Origin of the sequence: Pseudomonas sp. NFACC08-1 (genome assembly GCF_900106735.1) — a bacterium.
Classification (GTDB): Bacteria; Pseudomonadota; Gammaproteobacteria; order Pseudomonadales; family Pseudomonadaceae; genus Aquipseudomonas; species Aquipseudomonas fluorescens_Q.
In genome coordinates, this window is the sequence record NZ_FNNL01000009.1 from 137,020 (window position 1) to 154,455 (window position 17,436).

Annotated in this window: 12 protein-coding genes; 6 read left to right on the top strand and 6 right to left on the bottom strand. The window is 61.6% G+C overall.

What is annotated here, in order from left to right; all coding sequences use genetic code 11:
• Nucleotides 1-61 precede the first annotated feature (61 nt).
• Nucleotides 62-808, top strand: coding sequence for an SDR family oxidoreductase (locus tag BLU76_RS19510; RefSeq protein WP_063322056.1), 747 nt, complete (start codon nucleotides 62-64; stop codon nucleotides 806-808).
• A 21-nt stretch (nucleotides 809-829) separates the two neighbouring features.
• On the opposite strand, the gene mapR is transcribed toward BLU76_RS19510, so the two are convergent.
• The 3 genes from mapR to BLU76_RS19525 all read right to left on the bottom strand — a co-directional run bounded on the left by mapR (nucleotide 830) and on the right by BLU76_RS19525 (nucleotide 4,373).
• The gene (gene mapR / locus BLU76_RS19515) at nucleotides 830-2,239 is read right to left on the bottom strand and encodes a GntR family transcriptional regulator MpaR (RefSeq protein WP_092145508.1); all 1,410 of its coding nucleotides are present in this window, start codon (nucleotides 2,237-2,239) and stop codon (nucleotides 830-832) included.
• A 130-nt stretch (nucleotides 2,240-2,369) separates the two neighbouring features.
• The gene (ccoG, locus tag BLU76_RS19520; RefSeq protein WP_092223942.1) at nucleotides 2,370-3,782 is read right to left on the bottom strand and encodes a cytochrome c oxidase accessory protein CcoG; all 1,413 of its coding nucleotides are present in this window, start codon (nucleotides 3,780-3,782) and stop codon (nucleotides 2,370-2,372) included.
• 354 nt (nucleotides 3,783-4,136) lie between these two features.
• The gene (locus BLU76_RS19525) at nucleotides 4,137-4,373 is read right to left on the bottom strand and encodes a DUF3203 family protein (RefSeq protein WP_092145512.1); all 237 of its coding nucleotides are present in this window, start codon (nucleotides 4,371-4,373) and stop codon (nucleotides 4,137-4,139) included.
• 137 nt (nucleotides 4,374-4,510) lie between these two features.
• Here BLU76_RS19525 and BLU76_RS19530 point away from each other — a divergent pair, with 137 nt between their 5' ends.
• Nucleotides 4,511-5,011, top strand: a complete 501-nt coding sequence (locus tag BLU76_RS19530; RefSeq protein WP_092223944.1) for an MgtC/SapB family protein — start codon at nucleotides 4,511-4,513, stop codon at nucleotides 5,009-5,011.
• A 144-nt stretch (nucleotides 5,012-5,155) separates the two neighbouring features.
• Here BLU76_RS19530 and BLU76_RS31575 read toward each other — a convergent pair whose 3' ends face one another.
• Complete coding sequence (locus BLU76_RS31575; RefSeq protein WP_170867310.1) at nucleotides 5,156-5,320, bottom strand: hypothetical protein; 165 nt, start codon at nucleotides 5,318-5,320, stop codon at nucleotides 5,156-5,158.
• A 211-nt stretch (nucleotides 5,321-5,531) separates the two neighbouring features.
• Here BLU76_RS31575 and BLU76_RS19535 point away from each other — a divergent pair, with 211 nt between their 5' ends.
• From BLU76_RS19535 to glgB, 3 genes are all read left to right on the top strand, one after another.
• On the top strand, nucleotides 5,532-7,529 hold the full coding sequence (locus BLU76_RS19535) for an alpha-1,4-glucan--maltose-1-phosphate maltosyltransferase (protein ID WP_072348891.1): 1,998 nt from the start codon (nucleotides 5,532-5,534) through the stop codon (nucleotides 7,527-7,529).
• A 225-nt stretch (nucleotides 7,530-7,754) separates the two neighbouring features.
• Complete coding sequence (treS, locus tag BLU76_RS19540) at nucleotides 7,755-11,099, top strand: maltose alpha-D-glucosyltransferase (protein ID WP_092223946.1); 3,345 nt, start codon at nucleotides 7,755-7,757, stop codon at nucleotides 11,097-11,099.
• An 11-nt stretch (nucleotides 11,100-11,110) separates the two neighbouring features.
• The gene (glgB, locus tag BLU76_RS19545) at nucleotides 11,111-13,345 is read left to right on the top strand and encodes a 1,4-alpha-glucan branching protein GlgB (protein ID WP_072348887.1); all 2,235 of its coding nucleotides are present in this window, start codon (nucleotides 11,111-11,113) and stop codon (nucleotides 13,343-13,345) included.
• Between the two features lie 196 nt (nucleotides 13,346-13,541).
• Here the strand turns inward: glgB and gudD are convergent, their stop codons facing one another.
• Both gudD and BLU76_RS19555 read right to left on the bottom strand, forming a co-directional pair.
• The gene (gudD, locus tag BLU76_RS19550; protein WP_092145518.1) at nucleotides 13,542-14,885 is read right to left on the bottom strand and encodes a glucarate dehydratase; all 1,344 of its coding nucleotides are present in this window, start codon (nucleotides 14,883-14,885) and stop codon (nucleotides 13,542-13,544) included.
• Between the two features lie 19 nt (nucleotides 14,886-14,904).
• A complete protein-coding gene (locus BLU76_RS19555; protein ID WP_092145713.1) occupies nucleotides 14,905-16,254 on the bottom strand; it encodes an MFS transporter in 1,350 nt (449 codons plus the stop codon).
• A gap of 337 nt (nucleotides 16,255-16,591) precedes the next feature.
• Here BLU76_RS19555 and BLU76_RS19560 point away from each other — a divergent pair, with 337 nt between their 5' ends.
• Nucleotides 16,592-17,302 carry a FadR/GntR family transcriptional regulator gene (locus tag BLU76_RS19560; RefSeq protein WP_063322044.1) on the top strand — a complete coding sequence of 237 codons (711 nt, stop codon included), beginning with the start codon at nucleotides 16,592-16,594 and terminating at the stop codon, nucleotides 17,300-17,302.
• Nucleotides 17,303-17,436 lie beyond the last annotated feature (134 nt).

A 17,436-nucleotide genomic window follows, 5' to 3' on the forward strand; every position in this document is an offset into this window, starting at 1 on the left:
AGTGTGACGCGAACGCTATTCTTGGCAGCGCACGTCTATCCGTGGAATGGGGGAAGCAAACGTGGATAAAGTCATCGTCATCACCGGTGGCGGCCGCGGAATCGGGGCGGCCACGGCGCTCTTGGCTGCCGAGTTGGGTTATCGGATCTGCATCAATTACCAGTCCGATGAAAGTGCCGCGCAGGATGTGCTCGAACAGGTCCGGGCCAAGGGCGCGCAGGCGATTGCCGTGCGGGCCGACGTGAGCATCGAAGACGAAGTGATCGGCCTGTTCGACCGGGTGGACGCCGAGCTTGGCCGTGTCACCGCCCTGGTGAACAACGCCGGCACGGTCGCGCAGAAATCCCGGCTCGATGAAATGTCCGAATTCCGCATTCTCAAGATCATGAAGACCAACGTACTGGGGCCGATTCTTTGCGCCAAGCACGCGGTGCTGCGCATGTCGCCCAGGCACGGCGGGCAGGGTGGCAGCATCGTCAACGTCTCGTCGGTGGCCGCGCGCTTGGGCGCACCGGGGGAGTACGTCGATTACGCGGCCTCCAAGGGCGCGCTGGACACCTTCACCATCGGCTTGTCCAAGGAAGTGGCCGGCGAAGGCATTCGCGTCAACGCGGTGCGTCCCGGCTACATCTACACCGATTTCCATGCCCTGAGTGGCGACCCGGACCGGGTCAGCAAGCTGGAATCAGCGATCCCCATGGCTCGGGGCGGGCGTCCGGATGAAGTGGCCGAAGCGATTATCTGGCTGCTGTCGGACAAGGCTTCGTATGCGACCGGGACGTTTGTGGATCTGGGGGGTGGGCGCTGAGCCCCGGGTTGTAACCCAAATTCAAAATGATCGAATAATCCGCCCCAACGTCTCCATGGCTTTTTCCGAGGCCTCGGTCCACGGGCTGCCATAGTTCAAGCGGATGCAATTCCTGAAACGCCGGGTCGGTGAAAAGATCGGTCCCGGCGCGATGCTGATGCCTTGGGCCAGGGCCATCTGGAACAATTTCAGCGAGTCCATCTGCTCCGGCAGCTCCAGCCACAGGAAGTAACCCCCCGCCGGTTGGCTGACCCGGGTCTGGGCGGGGAAGTAGCGGGCGATGGCGGCGAGCATCGCGCTTTGCTGTTCCTCCAGGGCATAGCGCAGTTTGCGCAGGTGACGGTCGTAGCCGCCGTGCTGCAAGTAGTCGGCGATGGCGGCCTGGGCCGGCATCGAGGCGCACAACGAGGTCATGAGCTTGAGTCGTTCGATCTTCTGTGCGTAGCGCCCAGCGGCGACCCAGCCGATGCGATAACCCGGCGCCAGGCTCTTGGCGAACGAGCCGCAATGCATCACCAAGCCTTCGGTGTCGAACGCCTTGGCGGGCTTGGGGGCCTGCTGGCCGTAATAGAGTTCGGCGTACACGTCGTCCTCGATCAGCGGCACCTGATGACGGCTCAACAACTCTACCAGCGCCTGTTTGCGCTCCTCGGGCATGGTCGCGCCCATGGGGTTCTGGAAGCTGGTCATGCACCAGCAGGCCTTGATCGGATAGCGTTCCAGTGTTTGCGCCAGCACGTCCAGGTCGATGCCGTCGCGTGGGTGGACGGGAATTTCCACGGCCTTGAGCTTCAGGCGCTCCAACACTTGCAGGCTGGCGTAGAACGCTGGTGCTTCGATCGCCACCAGGTCGCCGGGCTCGGTCACGGCTTGCAGGCACAGGTTCAACGCTTCCAGGGCACCGTTGGTGACCAGCAGTTCCTCCATGGGCAGCATCAACCCGCCGACCATGTAGCGCAGGGCGATCTGTCGGCGCAGTTGCGGGTTGCCTGGCGACATGTCCGTGACCACCATTCGCGGGTCCATGTCCCGTGTCGCGCTGGACAGTGAACGGGACAGCCGTTGCAGTGGGAACAGTGTCGGGCTGGGGAATGCCGAGCCGAACGGTATGGTGGCCGGGTCCTTGATCGAGTCGAGGACCGAAAATACCAGCTCACTGACGTCGACTTCGGTGGACTCGTGCACCTGGCTGCTGATCGCGGGCTCCGAAAACGGGCTCGGCGCGTGGGTATTGACGAAGTAGCCGGAGCGCGGCCGGGCCCGGATCATGCCGCGTCGTTCCAGCAGGTAATAGGCCTGGAACACGGTGGACGGGCTGACACCGTAGGTCTGGCTGGCGTAGCGTACCGACGGCACGCGCTGACCTGGCCCCAGCATGCCCGAGCGGATCAGTTCGGCGATGTCGTCGGCAAATTTCTCGTAGCGTTTCATGGAGGGACCAGTATCGAGTGACATTTGTGGACTTAGCTGTGGGAGCGAGCTTGCTCGCGATGACGGTGACATATGACCCACCGCTATCGCGAGCAAGCTCGCTCCCACAGGTGCCCGGCATCTTAAAGCTTCAACGATTCATCGGTGCGACAAAACGGCTCTTGGCGATGCTGTAAATGCCCGGCGCGTCACTGTCGACGACCTTGAACGTCATTGCCTGGGAGCCTTTGCCGGGCCGTTCGCTGAGCATCGCCACCGACACCGGCACATCGACGATTTCCCCCGGGGCCAGGCTCAGTTGGGTCTTGCCTTGCAGGATGAAGCCGTCGCCGTCCACCAGGGACAGCTGATAGTCCTGGCGCTGTTGGGTCTTGTTGATGATTTTCAGGCTGTAGATGTTCTCGATCTGGCCTGCGCTGTTTTCGCGGAACAGGCCACGGTCCTTGCTGACATCCAGCGACACCATGGGGCGTTGCATCAGCGCCACGACCAGCGCGCCGATCATCACCAGCAGCACGGTGGTATAGCCGATCAGCCGAGGTCGCAGCAGGTGAGTCTTGCCGCCCTGCAACTGATGTTCGGAGGTGTATTTGATCAGGCCACGGGCGTAGCCCATCTTGTCCATGATCGAATCGCAGGCATCGATGCAGGCCGCGCAGCCGATGCATTCCATCTGCAGGCCGTCGCGGATGTCGATGCCGGTGGGGCAGACCTGCACGCACATCTGGCAGTCGATGCAGTCGCCCAGGCCAATATTGGCCGGGTTTGCCTCGCGTTTGCGTGGGCCGCGGATTTCACCACGGGCCGCGTCGTAGGAAATAGTCAGCGTGTCCTTGTCGAACATCACGCTCTGAAAGCGTGCATAGGGGCACATATGCATGCACACCGCCTCACGCAGCCAGCCGGCGTTGAGGTAGGTGGCTGCGGTAAAGAAAAGCACCCAGAACAGGCTCACGCCGGCCATTTGCAGGGTCAGCAGTTCTTCGGCCAGGGGACGGATCGGCGTGAAGTACCCCACGAACGTCAGGCCGGTGAGCAGGCTGATGGCCAGCCACAGTGTGTGCTTGGCGCTGCGGCGCAAGAGTTTGTTCAGGCCCCAGGGCGCGGCCTGCAGCTTGATCCGCTGGTTGCGTTCGCCTTCGGTGATTTTCTCGCACCACATGAAGATCCAGGTCCAGGAACTCTGCGGGCAGGTGTAGCCGCACCACACGCGACCGGCAAACACGGTGATCGCAAACAGGCCGAAGGCGGCAATGATCAGCAAAGCCGACAGCAGGATGAAATCCTGGGGCCAGAAGGTCGCGCCAAAGATGTGGAATTTACTTTCGGAAAGGTCCCAGAGCACCGCTTGGCGGCCGCCCCAGTCCAACCACACCGTGCCGAAGAACAGCAGGAACAGAACCCCCGCACCGCTGATGCGCAAGGTGCGGAACAAACCGGTGAAGCTGCGGGTGTGGATCAGGTTATCGGTGGTCCTGGCCTTGATTTTCGACGGCGCGGGTTCGAAGGTCTGTATCAACTGGACGGGGATTCTATCGCTCATGGTCGGTCGCTCATCAGCCTCTATCTGGCCGGCGCACTATGACCATGGAACTGTTTGCATAACAGACTCAGGTGTTTCGATAAAAACCGGATCAGATGCCGCGAAGCCCAGGCCCTGCGACACTTTGATGCACCCAGGAAGTGCCGAACATATTACGGTGGCGAGAGGGATTTACTGTGGCACGGGAATTTACTGTGGCGAGGGGATTTATCCCCGTTGGGGCGCAAGGCGCCCCCAGGTCAGTGCACCCGGTATACCGGACAGACCCGGTCGAGGGTCTTTAGGGTTGCTTCGCAACCCAGCGGGGATAAATCCCCTCGCCACAAATCGCATCTGTTGCCTGTGGATCGGGATTCAGATCACCGAGCCGCTGTCGGTAGCCTTCAGGTGCTTGCGCTTATCGGTCGCGCCGGCCACGGTCAGGGCATCCACTTCGGCTTCGGTGAGATGGACCAGGTCACCATTGACTTCCACGGCTGACATGGCCTTGTCCGGGTCAGTGATGATGACCAGCTCACTGGCGGGGCGCAGCTTCGTTCCGTTGGCGGTTTTGATGTGGCAGGTATTGTCTTTGTCGATTTGCTCAAGCATGACGTCGCTCCTTCCTGAATGTCCTGAGTATTAGGTCTCGCCCGCTGACCAGGGTTCGTCGTGGCTGATCAGCGGTCGGGCGCACCTCTGGCTTCGCTTGCGGTCCATCGTTTATCCAATGAGAAAGAGGACGGTCCATGGACGCCTGGTGGCATGAAGTCTGGATAACCCTGCAGGCGGAATTCGCCGACATCACCGATGCCCAGCAGATGACCCGGGTCACGGTGCGCCTGCTGATGGCCGCGCTGCTGGGCGGCATCCTGGGTTTCGAGCGCGAACACAAGGGCAAGGCTGCCGGCGTGCGAACCCACATGCTCGTGGCCCTGGGGGCGGCGCTGTTCGTCTTGGTGCCACAGATGTCTGGCTCCCAGGCCGACGCCATGAGCCGGGTGATCCAGGGCGTCGTCGCGGGCATTGGTTTTCTCGGCGCGGGCACCATCCTGAAAAACACCGACGGCGACGAAGGTCATGTCAAAGGCCTGACCACCGCCGCCGGCCTGTGGATGACCGCCGCCATTGGTGTCGCCGCCGGGTTGGGGCGGGAAGCGACAGCTGTGTTGAGTACGATATTGGCGCTGGCTATTTTCAGTGTGATGCCGGTGATTGTCCGGGCGTTGGAGAAGGGCGGCAAGCCATAGCCTGAGCATAAGACTTGTGGGAGCGAGCTTGCTCGCGATGGCGTCCTGCCAGCCAACGTCCATGCAGACTGTCACACCGCTTTGGCGAACAAGCTCGCTCCCACAGGTTTTTCGTCATCCAGTTTCTTTGTTACTACGCTTGAATCAAACACTCTCCGGGGGCTCTTCGCTCGGCGGATCGCCCAACGGAGGCTGAGGATCCAGCGGCGGGTCTTTCTCTGGAATAGGCTCGGGATCAGGGCCGGGCGGTGGCAAGGTGGGATCATCGATGTTCGGATCGGGTGTTTCGGCCGGGATGGGAATATTCATCAGGACGGGTCTCCGTGACGCACATGGCTTGAGTCGTGCTTATTGTTGTTGACCTCCTTGCACCGGCTTTGATCCCCAGGATGCATAGGGGCAAATCCCTCTGAACTTTTAGTCGTTGATTCGGTTCGGAGTTTAAGTGAGTTTTTTCAGGGACCCGTTGGGCCTTTACCGCCACAAGCGCGTCCATGGGGCGTAAAAGGAGCGATGCTCGATGACTGCCGAACACCCGACTGAACTGGCCTACAACCCGCATTTGCCGCTGTCTCAAGCCTTGCTGTTGCCGCGTATCGCTATTGAAAACACCATGCCGGTGATCGACGGCGGACAATTCGCCGCCAAGGCCGTGGCTGGGCAGGACGTGACAGTGACCAGCAAAGTCTTCGCCGATGGACATGACAAGTTGGCCGTGCGCATTCGCTGGCGTTCGCTGCAGGATGAGGTATGGAACAGCGAGGTCATGAGCGACCTGGGCAACAACGGCTGGCGCGGCCAGTTCAATGTGCCGGAGCAAGGTCGCTATGTCTTCTGCATCGAGGCCTGGATCGATCAGTTCGCCAGTTTTCGCTACGAGCTGGAGAAGAAATTCGGTGCCGGGGTGCCGATCAGCCTGGAGCTGCAGGAAGGACGCAACCAGGTGCAAATGGCCGTCGAGCGCAGCACAGGGGAGCTGAGCGAGCAACTGGCGGCCTTGCACCACGAGCTCTCCGGCTTGTTGCCAACGGAACAGGTGGCGCTGTTCCTGGCACCGCGCAGTGCCGATCTGATGTCCCGGGCCGATCATCGCCCGTACTTGAGCATCAGCCCCGAGTATCCGCTGGATGTGGAGCGCAAGCTGTCTGAGTTTGCCAGCTGGTATGAGCTGTTTCCCCGCTCGATCACCGACGATCCTGCGCGCCATGGCACCTTCAACGATGTGCACTCGCGTCTGGCGGTGATCCAGGACATGGGCTTCGACGTGCTGTACTTCCCGCCGATCCACCCCATCGGTCGCAGTTTCCGCAAAGGCCCGAACAATTCCCTCACCGCCGGTCCCGACGACCCGGGCAGCCCGTATGCCATTGGCAGCGAGGAGGGTGGGCACGAGGCCATTCACCCGCAATTGGGTAGCCGCGAGGACTTCCGGCGCCTGGTGGCGGCGGCCGCTGACCACGGCCTGGAGATCGCCCTGGACTTTGCGATCCAGTGTTCCCAGGATCACCCCTGGCTCAAGCAGCACCCGGGCTGGTTCAGCTGGCGACCGGACGGCACGATCAAATATGCGGAAAACCCGCCGAAGAAATACCAGGACATCGTCAACGTCGATTTCTACGCGGCCGATGCGATTCCCAGCCTGTGGACGGAGCTGCGGGACATCGTGGTGGGCTGGGTCAAGGAAGGCGTGAAGATATTCCGCGTCGACAACCCTCACACCAAGCCGCTGCCGTTCTGGCAATGGCTGATCGCCGATGTGCGGGCGCAATACCCTGAAGTGATCTTCCTGGCTGAAGCGTTCACCACGCCGGCCATGATGGCGCGGCTGGGCAAGGTCGGTTATTCCCAGAGCTACACCTATTTCACCTGGCGCAACACCAAGGCTGAGCTGGCGACCTACTTCAGTGAGCTCAATGAATCGCCGTGGCGTGAATGCTACCGGCCGAATTTTTTCGTCAACACGCCAGACATCAACCCGGCCTTTCTCCATGAGTCGGGGCGCGCTGGTTTTTTGATCCGCGCGGCCCTGGCAACCATGGGCTCAGGCCTGTGGGGCATGTATTCGGGCTTCGAGCTGTGTGAGTCGGCACCGGTGCCGGGCAAGGAGGAATACCTCGATTCGGAGAAATACGAGATCCGCCCCCGAGACTTCACCGCGCCGGGCAACATCATTGCCGAGATCGCCCAGCTCAATCGTATCCGTCGACAGAACCCTGCGTTGCATACGCACTTGGGCCTGAAGGTCTATAACGCCTGGAACGACAACATTCTCTATTTCGGCAAGCGCACCGCCGACGGCAGCAACTTCATCCTGGTGGCGGTGAGTCTTGATCCGCACAACCCGCAGGAAGCCAGTTTTGAGTTGCCGCTGTGGGAGATGGGCCTGCCCGACGACGCCCAGACCCAGGGCGAGGATCTGATGAATGGCCATCGCTGGAGCTGGTATGGCAAGTACCAGTTCATGCGCATTGACCCGGCTTACCAGCCCTTTGGAATCTGGCGGATCAGCGTGGCGTGACAGGCGCGATGCCGAGAAAGCGCTGTTGTGTCGAGTGAGCTGTTGCGTGGCGAGGGAGCTTGCTCCCGCTGGGTCGCGCAGCGGCCCCAAAAAAGCGATGAGTGCTGCGCACTCAAGCGGGAGCAAGCTCCCTCGCCACACAACAGCTTCCTGCAGCAGCGCCCTTGCCACATAGACCTCACAAGCCTGCTCCAGCGGCTTTATTGAATTCATCAGGAGTTGCAAATGGCGAAGAAACCCCGGTCTGCCACCTTCATCAAAGATCCGCTCTGGTACAAGGATGCGGTGATTTACCAGGTCCACGTAAAATCCTATTTCGACTCCAATAACGACGGGATCGGTGACTTTCCCGGCCTGATCGAAAAGCTCGATTACATCGCCGACCTGGGCGTCAATACGATCTGGCTGCTGCCGTTCTATCCTTCGCCCCGGCGCGACGACGGCTACGACATTGCCGAATACCGTGGCGTCAGTGCCGACTACGGCACCATGGCCGATGCGCGGCGGTTCATTGCCGAAGCCCATAAGCGCAACCTGCGGGTAATCACCGAGCTGGTCATCAACCACACCTCGGACCAGCACCCCTGGTTCCAGCGTGCGCGCAAGGCCAAGCCGGGTTCGAAGGCGCGGGACTTCTACGTCTGGTCCGATGACGACCACAAATACGACGGCACGCGAATCATTTTCCTCGACACCGAGAAGTCCAACTGGACCTGGGACCCGGTGGCGGGCCAGTATTTCTGGCACCGCTTCTATTCCCACCAGCCCGACCTCAACTTCGATAACCCGCAGGTCATCAAGGCCGTGTTGTCGGTGATGCGCTACTGGCTGGACATGGGCATCGACGGCCTGCGCCTGGACGCCATCCCGTACTTGATCGAGCGCGACGGCACCAACAACGAAAACCTGCCCGAGACCCATGACGTCCTGAAGTTGATCCGCGCCGAGATCGACGCCAACTACCCCGACCGCATGTTGCTGGCCGAAGCCAACCAGTGGCCGGAAGACACCCAGTTGTACTTTGGCGATGTCGACGCCCAGGGGATGAACGGTGACGAATGCCACATGGCTTTCCACTTCCCGCTGATGCCGCGCATGTACATGGCGCTGGCCCAGGAAGATCGCTTCCCTATCACCGATATCCTGCGCCAGACCCCGGAGATCCCCGCCAATTGCCAGTGGGCGATTTTCCTGCGCAACCACGATGAGTTGACTCTGGAGATGGTCACCGACAAGGAGCGTGACTACCTGTGGAACTACTACGCCGCCGACCGTCGGGCGCGTATCAACCTGGGCATTCGTCGGCGCTTGGCGCCGTTGGTGGAGCGCGACCGTCGTCGCGTCGAGTTGCTCAACAGCCTGCTGCTGTCGATGCCCGGCACGCCGACGCTGTACTACGGCGATGAAATCGGCATGGGCGACAACATCTACTTGGGCGACCGTGATGGCGTGCGTACACCGATGCAGTGGTCCATCGACCGCAACGGCGGTTTCTCCCGCGCTGACCCGGCCAGCCTGGTGCTGCCACCGATCATGGATCCGCAGTACGGTTACCAGTCGGTCAACGTCGAGACCCAGGCGGGCGATCCGCACTCGCTGCTCAACTGGACGCGGCGGATGCTGGCGGTGCGCAAGCAGTCCAAGGCCTTTGGCCGTGGCACGTTGAAGATGCTCTCGCCAAGCAACCGCCGGATCCTGGCCTATACCCGCGAATACACCGGGCCTGACGGCAAGCACGAAATCATCCTCTGCGTGGCCAACGTGTCTCGCAGCGCCCAGGCTGCTGAACTGGATCTGTCGACCTACGCCGGCATGGTCCCGGTGGAGATGCTCGGCGGCAACGCCTTCCCACCCATCGGCCAACTGAATTTCCTGCTGACCCTGGCGCCGTACGGCTTCTATTGGTTCGCCCTGGCAACAGAGAACCAGATGCCGAGCTGGCACGTGGAACCGGCCCAGAGCTTGCCGGACTTCACCACCCTGGTGCTGAAAAAGCGCCTGGAAGAATTGCTCGAAGCGCCATCGCGCACCACGCTGGAGCAAACCATCCTGCCGAGCTGGCTGCAGAACCGGCGCTGGTTCGCCGGCAAGGACAGTGCGATCGAGAAGGTCGAGATTGTCTATGGCGTGCGCTTTGGTGACCCGCAGCACCCGGTGCTGCTCAGCGAAATCGATGTCACCAGTGGCGGTCAGACCCTGCGTTATCAGCTGCCGTTCGGCCTGCTCGCCGAAGATCAGGTCGGTGCGGCGTTGCCGCAGCAACTGGCGTTGTCGCGGGTACGTCGGGTGCGTCAGGTGGGCCTGATCACCGATGCATTCAGCCTGGAAAGCTTCGTGCGAGCCGTGCTGCACAGCATGCAGGCCGCCACGGTGCTGCCGTTCGCCGAAGGTGAGTTGCGCTTCGAGCCCACCGAAGGCCTGGCCGCGCTGAATCTGGGGGACGAACCAGAGGTACGTTACTTGTCCGCCGAACAGTCCAACAGTTCGGTGGTGGTGGGCAGCAGCCTCGTGCTCAAGCTGATTCGCAAGGTCGCCTCGGGTGTGCACCCGGAACTGGAAATGAGCGCCTACCTGACTGCTGCCGGTTTCAGCAACATTTCACCGCTGCTGGGTTCGGTGGTTCGCCGCGACGCCCAGGGTGAAGATGCGCTGCTGATGATCGCCCAGGGCTACTTGAGCAATCAGGGCGATGCCTGGGAATGGACCCAGAACAACCTCGAACGCGCCCTGCGCGATGAGCTGGCGGACGCGGTGTCCGAGCAGGAGCAGCATTACAACGCCCTGGGCGAACTGAAGGATTTCGCCGGCATGCTCGGCCAGCGCCTGGGGGAAATGCACCAGGTATTGGCCCAGGCTACCGACGACCCGGACTTCGCGCCGCAGGCCACCAACGCCAAGCAAGCCCAGGCCATCGGCAAGGACGTGGCTGCCCAAGTGGAAAACGCCTTGCGCCTGCTCAAGCAGAACCAAGGCCAATTGAACCCGGCGGACCAAGCCATGGTCGCACGTTTGCTGGAGCACAAGAAAACCGTCCTGGCCCATGTCCAGGCACTGGCCGGCAAGGCTGAAGGAGGCTTGCGCATTCGCGTCCATGGCGACCTGCACCTGGGGCAGGTGCTGGTGATCAAGGGCGACGCCTACCTGATCGACTTCGAAGGTGAGCCGGCGCGACCATTGCATGAACGACGGGGCAAGCACAGCCCTTATAAGGACGTCAGTGGCGTGTTGCGTTCCTTCGATTATGCGGCGGCCATGGCGATTCACTTGCACACCGTCGACAGCACGGCTGATGCCGATGCGGCGCGGCAACGGGTCGCTGATCGTTATCTGAAAGAGGCTCGCCAGGCATTTGTCGAGGCATATCGGCTGGCGGCAGCTAGTCTTGCCCATGAGTGGAAGGATGCTGAAGGCGAAGACGCCGCACTGGCGTTGTTCGGCCTGGAGAAGGCGGCCTATGAAGTGGCCTATGAAGCCGAGAATCGCCCCACCTGGCTGCCCGTGCCGTTGCACGGTCTGGTCGGGTTATTGAGTGGGCTGCAACCCTTTTCCGACGTAGCCGGACCGATTTAGTGGAGAGAATCATGAGTGTCTCGAACAAAGAACCACAGGGGCAGGCCAAAGAGTCGTTGCTGCCGGCGCCCCATGACATCGACGCGCTGGTGCGCGCCGAACACCACGACCCGTTTTCCATCCTGGGACCTCATGGCGACGGCGCCGGCGGCCAATTCATTCGCGCGTATCTGCCCGGTGCCCTGAGCGTGCATGTGCTGGCCCGCGATGGCGGCGAAGAGCTGGGGGAACTGCAACCCACCGCAACCCCGGGGCTGTTCGTCGGCCATTTCGACCGTGCCCAGGCGTACTTGCTGCGCACCCGTTGGGCCGGAGGCGAGCAAGTTGCCGAAGACCCGTACAGCTTCGGTCCGTTGCTGGGGGAGATGGACCTTTACCTGTTTGGCGAGGGCAATCACCGCGACCTCAGTTCCTGCCTCGGTGCGCAACTGACCACCGTCGATGGCATCGACGGCGTGCGGTTCGCTGTCTGGGCGCCGAATGCCCGGCGCGTTTCGGTGGTCGGGGATTTCAACGTGTGGGACGGGCGTCGGCATCCGATGCGCATCCGTTATCCGTCCGGCGTATGGGAGATATTCATCCCGAGGCTGGGTGCCGGTGAGGGTTACAAGTATGAAATCCTCGGTGCCCACGGCATCTTGCCACTCAAGGCCGACCCAGTGGCCCTGGCCACGCAGATGCCGCCAGACACGGCGTCGAAAGTTGCCTCCCCCCTGAAGATCGAGTGGCAGGACGACGAGTGGATGCAGCACCGTCGCGAGCGGCAGCTCCCGGGTGCGCCGCTGTCGATCTACGAATTGCACGCCGGCTCCTGGCAGTGCGAAATCGACGAGGCGGGGGAGGTGGCCCGGCAATACAACTGGCATGAAATGGCCGAGCGGCTGATCCCGTATGTCAAGGACCTGGGCTTCACCCATATCGAGCTGATGCCGATCATGGAGCACCCATTCGGCGGTTCCTGGGGCTATCAGCCGCTGTCGCAATTCGCGCCAACGGCACGCTTTGGTTCGCCGGACGATTTCGCGGCATTCGTCAACGCCTGCCACCAGGCCAGTATCGGGGTCATCCTCGACTGGGTGCCGGCGCATTTTCCCACCGACACCCACGGCCTGGCCCAGTTCGATGGCACCGCGCTGTACGAATACGGCAACCCGCTGGAAGGCTTCCACCAGGATTGGGACACGCTGATCTACAACCTGGGCCGCACTGAAGTGCACGGCTTCATGCTGGCGTCGGCGCTGCACTGGCTCAAGCATTTCCATGTCGATGGCCTGCGAGTGGATGCCGTGGCCTCGATGTTGTACCGCGACTATTCGCGCAAGGCCGGCGAGTGGGTGCCTAATCGCCATGGCGGACGGGAAAACCTGGAAGCCATCGATTTTTTGCGGCACCTCAACGATGTGGTGGCCTTGGAAACCCCCGGTGCGCTGGTCATTGCCGAAGAATCCACGGCTTGGCCGGGCGTCAGCCAGAGCACCCAGCAGGGCGGCCTGGGCTTCGCCTACAAGTGGAACATGGGCTGGATGCACGATTCGTTGCACTACATCCAGCAAGACCCGGTGTACCGCGCCCATCACCATAACGAACTGAGCTTCGGCCTGGTGTATGCCTGGTCCGAGCGCTTCGTCCTGCCGATTTCCCATGACGAAGTGGTTCATGGCAAACGCTCGCTGATCGACAAGATGCCCGGTGACCGCTGGCAGAAATTCGCCAACCTGAGGGCCTACCTCAGCTTCATGTGGGGCCATCCCGGCAAGAAGCTGTTGTTCATGGGGTGTGAGTTCGGCCAATGGCGCGAGTGGAACCACGACCAGCAATTGGACTGGTACCTGTTGCAATACCCTGAGCACCGTGGCGTGCAGAAACTGGTGAGCGATCTGAACCGTCTGTATCGCGAAGAACCGGCGCTGCATGACCAGGATGATGCGCCCCAGGGTTTCCAGTGGTTGATTGGTGACGATGCGCTCAACAGCGTCTACGCCTGGCTGCGCTGGAGCAAGGAGGGCCGGCCGGTGTTGGTGGTCGCCAACTTCACGCCGGTGCCGCGCGAGGCCTATCGGGTCGGCGTACCGTTCGCCGGGCGCTGGGTCGAATTGCTCAACAGCGATGCTGACACCTACGCCGGTTCCAACTATGGCAATGGCGGTGGTGCCTCCACCGAAGAAGTGCCCAGCCATGGCCAGGCCCTGTCGTTGGAACTCAACTTGCCGCCGTTGGCGGTGTTGATCCTGCGGCCGGAGGGTTAGGTTCTACAAAAGCCTGAAGGCGAATGATGACTGTGGCGAGGGAGCTTGCTCCCGCTGGGCTGCGTAGCAGCCCCCTTCGGGCGGTCGCTGCGCAACCGAGCGGGAGCAAGCTCCCTCGCCACAAGAGTTTGCGGTGGTCATAAAATCCAAGACCACCCCATTGGATGTGCCCACCTGAAGGAGTTTTGTGATTCCTTCAGCGCACCAGGCACGGCCGCTTGTTGTTGAACGTCCAGCCTGGAATCAGGTATTGCATCGCCACCGCATCGTCCCGCGCGCCTAGCCCCATGCCCTTGTACAACTCATGGGCCTTGGCCAACTGATCCGTGTCCAGCTCAATCCCCAGCCCTGGCTTTTTCGGCACCTGCACGCAGCCACCCTGGATCTGCAACGGTGCCTTGGTCAGGCGCTGGCCGTCCTGCCAGATCCAGTGCGTGTCGATCGCCGTGATCTCGCCCGGTGCCGCTGCGGCCACGTGGGTGAACATCGCCAGGGAAATGTCGAAGTGGTTGTTGGAGTGCGAGCCCCAGGTCAGACCCCATTCATTGCACATCTGCGCCACCCGCACCGAACCCTGCATGGTCCAGAAGTGTGGGTCGGCCAGGGGAATGTCCACCGATTGCAAGGTGATGGCGTGGCCCATCTCGCGCCAGTCGGTGGCAATCATGTTGGTGGCGGTCTTGAGGCCCGTGGCGCGACGGAATTCGGCCATGACCTCACGACCGGAATAGCCGTTCTCGGCGCCGCAAGGGTCTTCGGCATAGGCCAGCACCTTGTGCTGGTCGCGGCACAGGCGAATGGCCTCTTTCAGTGACCAGGCACCGTTCGGGTCCAGGGTGATGCGGGCCTGGGGAAAACGCTCGGCCAATGCGCTGACCGCTTCGATCTCCGCGTCGCCTTGGAGCACGCCGCCCTTGAGCTTGAAGTCCTGGAAGCCGTAGCGCGAATGGGCCGCTTCGGCCAGGCGCACCACGGCGTCGGCGTCCAGGGCTTTTTCGTGGCGTACACGGAACCAGTCGTTGTCGGCGTCCGGCTCGCTGCGGTAAGGCAGGTCGGTCTGTTGGCGATCGCCCACATAAAACAGATAGCCGAGCATCTTCACTTCATCGCGTTGCTGGCCTTCGCCGAGCAGGGCGGCGACCGGTACGTCCAGGTGTTGGCCGAGCAGGTCCAACAGCGCCGCTTCCAGGCCGGTCACCGCGTGGATGGTGATGCGCAGGTCGAAGGTCTGCAGGCCACGGCCGCCGGCGTCGCGGTCGGCGAACGCCTGACGCACGGTATTGAGAATCTTCTGGTACGTACCGATGGGGCTGCCGACCACCAGCGAACGGGCGTCTTCAAGGGTCTGGCGAATGCGTTCGCCACCGGGCACTTCGCCCACGCCGGTGTGGCCGGCGTTGTCCTTGAGAATAACGATATTGCGGGTGAAAAACGGACCATGGGCGCCACTGAGGTTCAGCAGCATGCCGTCGTGACCGGCCACGGGGACGATCTGCATGCTGGTGATGATCGGGGCTTTGCTGGCTTCTGGGGTGGTCATGTGCGCTTATCCTTGATGATCAGGCGTGACTGGCGGCAGGAGGATTGGCCGGCGTCGTTGCAGATTTGGGTTTAGGCGTATTGCGTGCGGCGAACACAATGATCGCGGCGATGATCGAGGTGGCCGCCAGGCCATAGAGGCCGCCTTGGATAGACCCGGTGTGTTCTTCCAGCAGGCCGAAGGTGGTGGGGGCGACGAACCCGCCGAGGTTGCCCACGGAGTTGATCAGCGCAATCACCCCGGCGGCGATCCGGGCGTCCAGGTAGGCCTGGGGAATTGGCCAGAACAGCGACGACGCGGATTTGAAGCCCAGGGCCGCGAAGCAGATGGCGACGAAGGCGAAGATCGGCCCGCCGGTGGTGGACATGAACATCCCGGCTGCGGCTATCAGCAAGGCGGTTGCGACCCAGGCCTGCTGGAACTTCCATTTGGCCGACAGCGAGGCGAAGGCATACATGCCGACGATCGATAGCAACCACGGGATCGAGTTGAACATCCCGACCTGGATATCGCTGAGCTCGCCCATCTTCTTGATGATGCTGGGCAGCCAGAAGGTGGCGGCATAGATCGTCAGCTGGATGAAGAAGTAGATCAGGCAGAACAGGATGATCTGGCGGTCCTTGAGCAGTTGGCCGATGGACAGTTTGATCGGCGAAGCGGCTTCTCGTGCGCGTTGTTCATCGTCGATGGTCTTGACCAGCACGTCTTGTTCTTCACGGCTCAACCATTTGGCATCGTGGGGCTTGGAGTCCAGCCAGAACCAGACGAAGACGCACAGGCAGACGGAGAACATCCCTTCGATGAAGTACATCCACTGCCAGCCGTGCATGCCCAGGCCGTTGATTTGCAGGAGCAACCCCGACAGCGGGCCGGAGATCAGCGATGCGATGGCCGAGCCGCTGAGGAAGATGGCGATGGCTTTGCCGCGTTCAACCCCTGGCAACCAGCGGGTGAAGTAATAGATCACCCCAGGGAAGAAACCGGCCTCGGCCACGCCCAACAGGAAACGCAGGATGTAGAAGTGGGTTTCGTTCTGGATGAAGGCCATGGCCGCCGCCACCAGGCCCCAGGTGAGCATGATGCGAGTCAGCCAGATACGCGCGCCGATTCGTTGCAGCAGGATATTGGACGGGACTTCGAACAGCGCGTAGCCGATGAAGAACAGGCCGGCACCTAAGCCGTAGGCGGCGGCACCGATCCCCAGGTCGTGCTCCATATGGGCACGGACGAAGCCGATGTTCACACGGTCGATGTAGTTGACGATAAACATGATGACGAACAGCGGCAGGATGTGGCGCTTGACCTTGGCAATGGCCGACAGCAGCACCGGATCCGCTCCGGCATTCGCCTTGAGGCTGGATGTGTTCACTTGGTTTTTCTCCCACTCGTTATTTTTATGCGGGGCATCGTGCAGGTGCCGATGTTGATAGACATCATACAACTTGAATTTTTTCGATGACAAGGGGTTTTTGATGACAAATGGAAAGGAATGCTGGATTTTTTATGCCGTAATTGTTGGGTTATTCGGTGGGTTTTTGGGATTTATGATGCGAAGCGGCTGCGGGAAGTGATGGTTGTGCTGGGTCAGTTATGGATGGGATTTCGCTCTAACTTGAGTGTTGTCATACAAGTTAAGCGTTCACGATGATCATTTCCGGGCCCGCTGATGGTAGGATTGCTTAGCCTGTTTTCGAGGAACCCTGGCGATGCAAGACACTGAAGCCCCGCTGCGCAAGCGCACCCACAACCTGGCCCATGACTTGGTGGCGAAGCTCAGCCAGAGCATTCTGCTGGGGCAACTGAAACCGGGGGAGAAACTGCCATCGGAAGGGGCCATCGTGCAGGAGCATGGGGTCAGTCGTACGGTGGTGCGCGAGGCGATTTCCAAGCTGCAAGCCTCGGGACTGGTGGAGACCCGCCACGGCATCGGCACCTTTGTGCTGGAGCAGAGCGACGAGCCCGGGCTGCGCCTCAATGTCGACACCGCTGCCGGTGTGCGGGGCATCCTGGAGTTGCGCCTGGGCCTGGAAACCCAGGCGGCCGCCTTGGCGGCCCAGCGTCGTAGCGAGCGCCAGTTGCAGCAGATGCGCCAGGCGCTGGATGACTATCAGCGGTTGTTCAGCAACAACGACAGTTGCGTCGAAGCCGATCGGCGTTTTCATCTGCTTATCGCCGAGGCCACGGACAACACCTGTTTCGTCGAAATCATGCAGCACCTGGGCAGTGCGATGATCCCCAGGACCCGAGTGAACGTGGCCGAGCGCGGCCAGGCTGACCTGGGCAAGCTGGCACAACTGGCCAATCTCGAGCACGAAGCGATCTTCAATGCCATCAAGCGCCAAGACCCCGACGCCGCCCGAGCCGCCATGTGGCTGCACCTGACCAATAGCCGTGATCGGTTTGGTGCGCGGACCTGACAGTTCACCGTCGCTTGAGCCACCGCCATCGCGAGCAGGCTCGCTCCCACCTGTGGCCGGCACGAATCTGCCAATCGACACCGATCCCTTGTGGCGAGGGAGCTTGCTCCCGCTGGGCTGCGCAGCAGACCCAA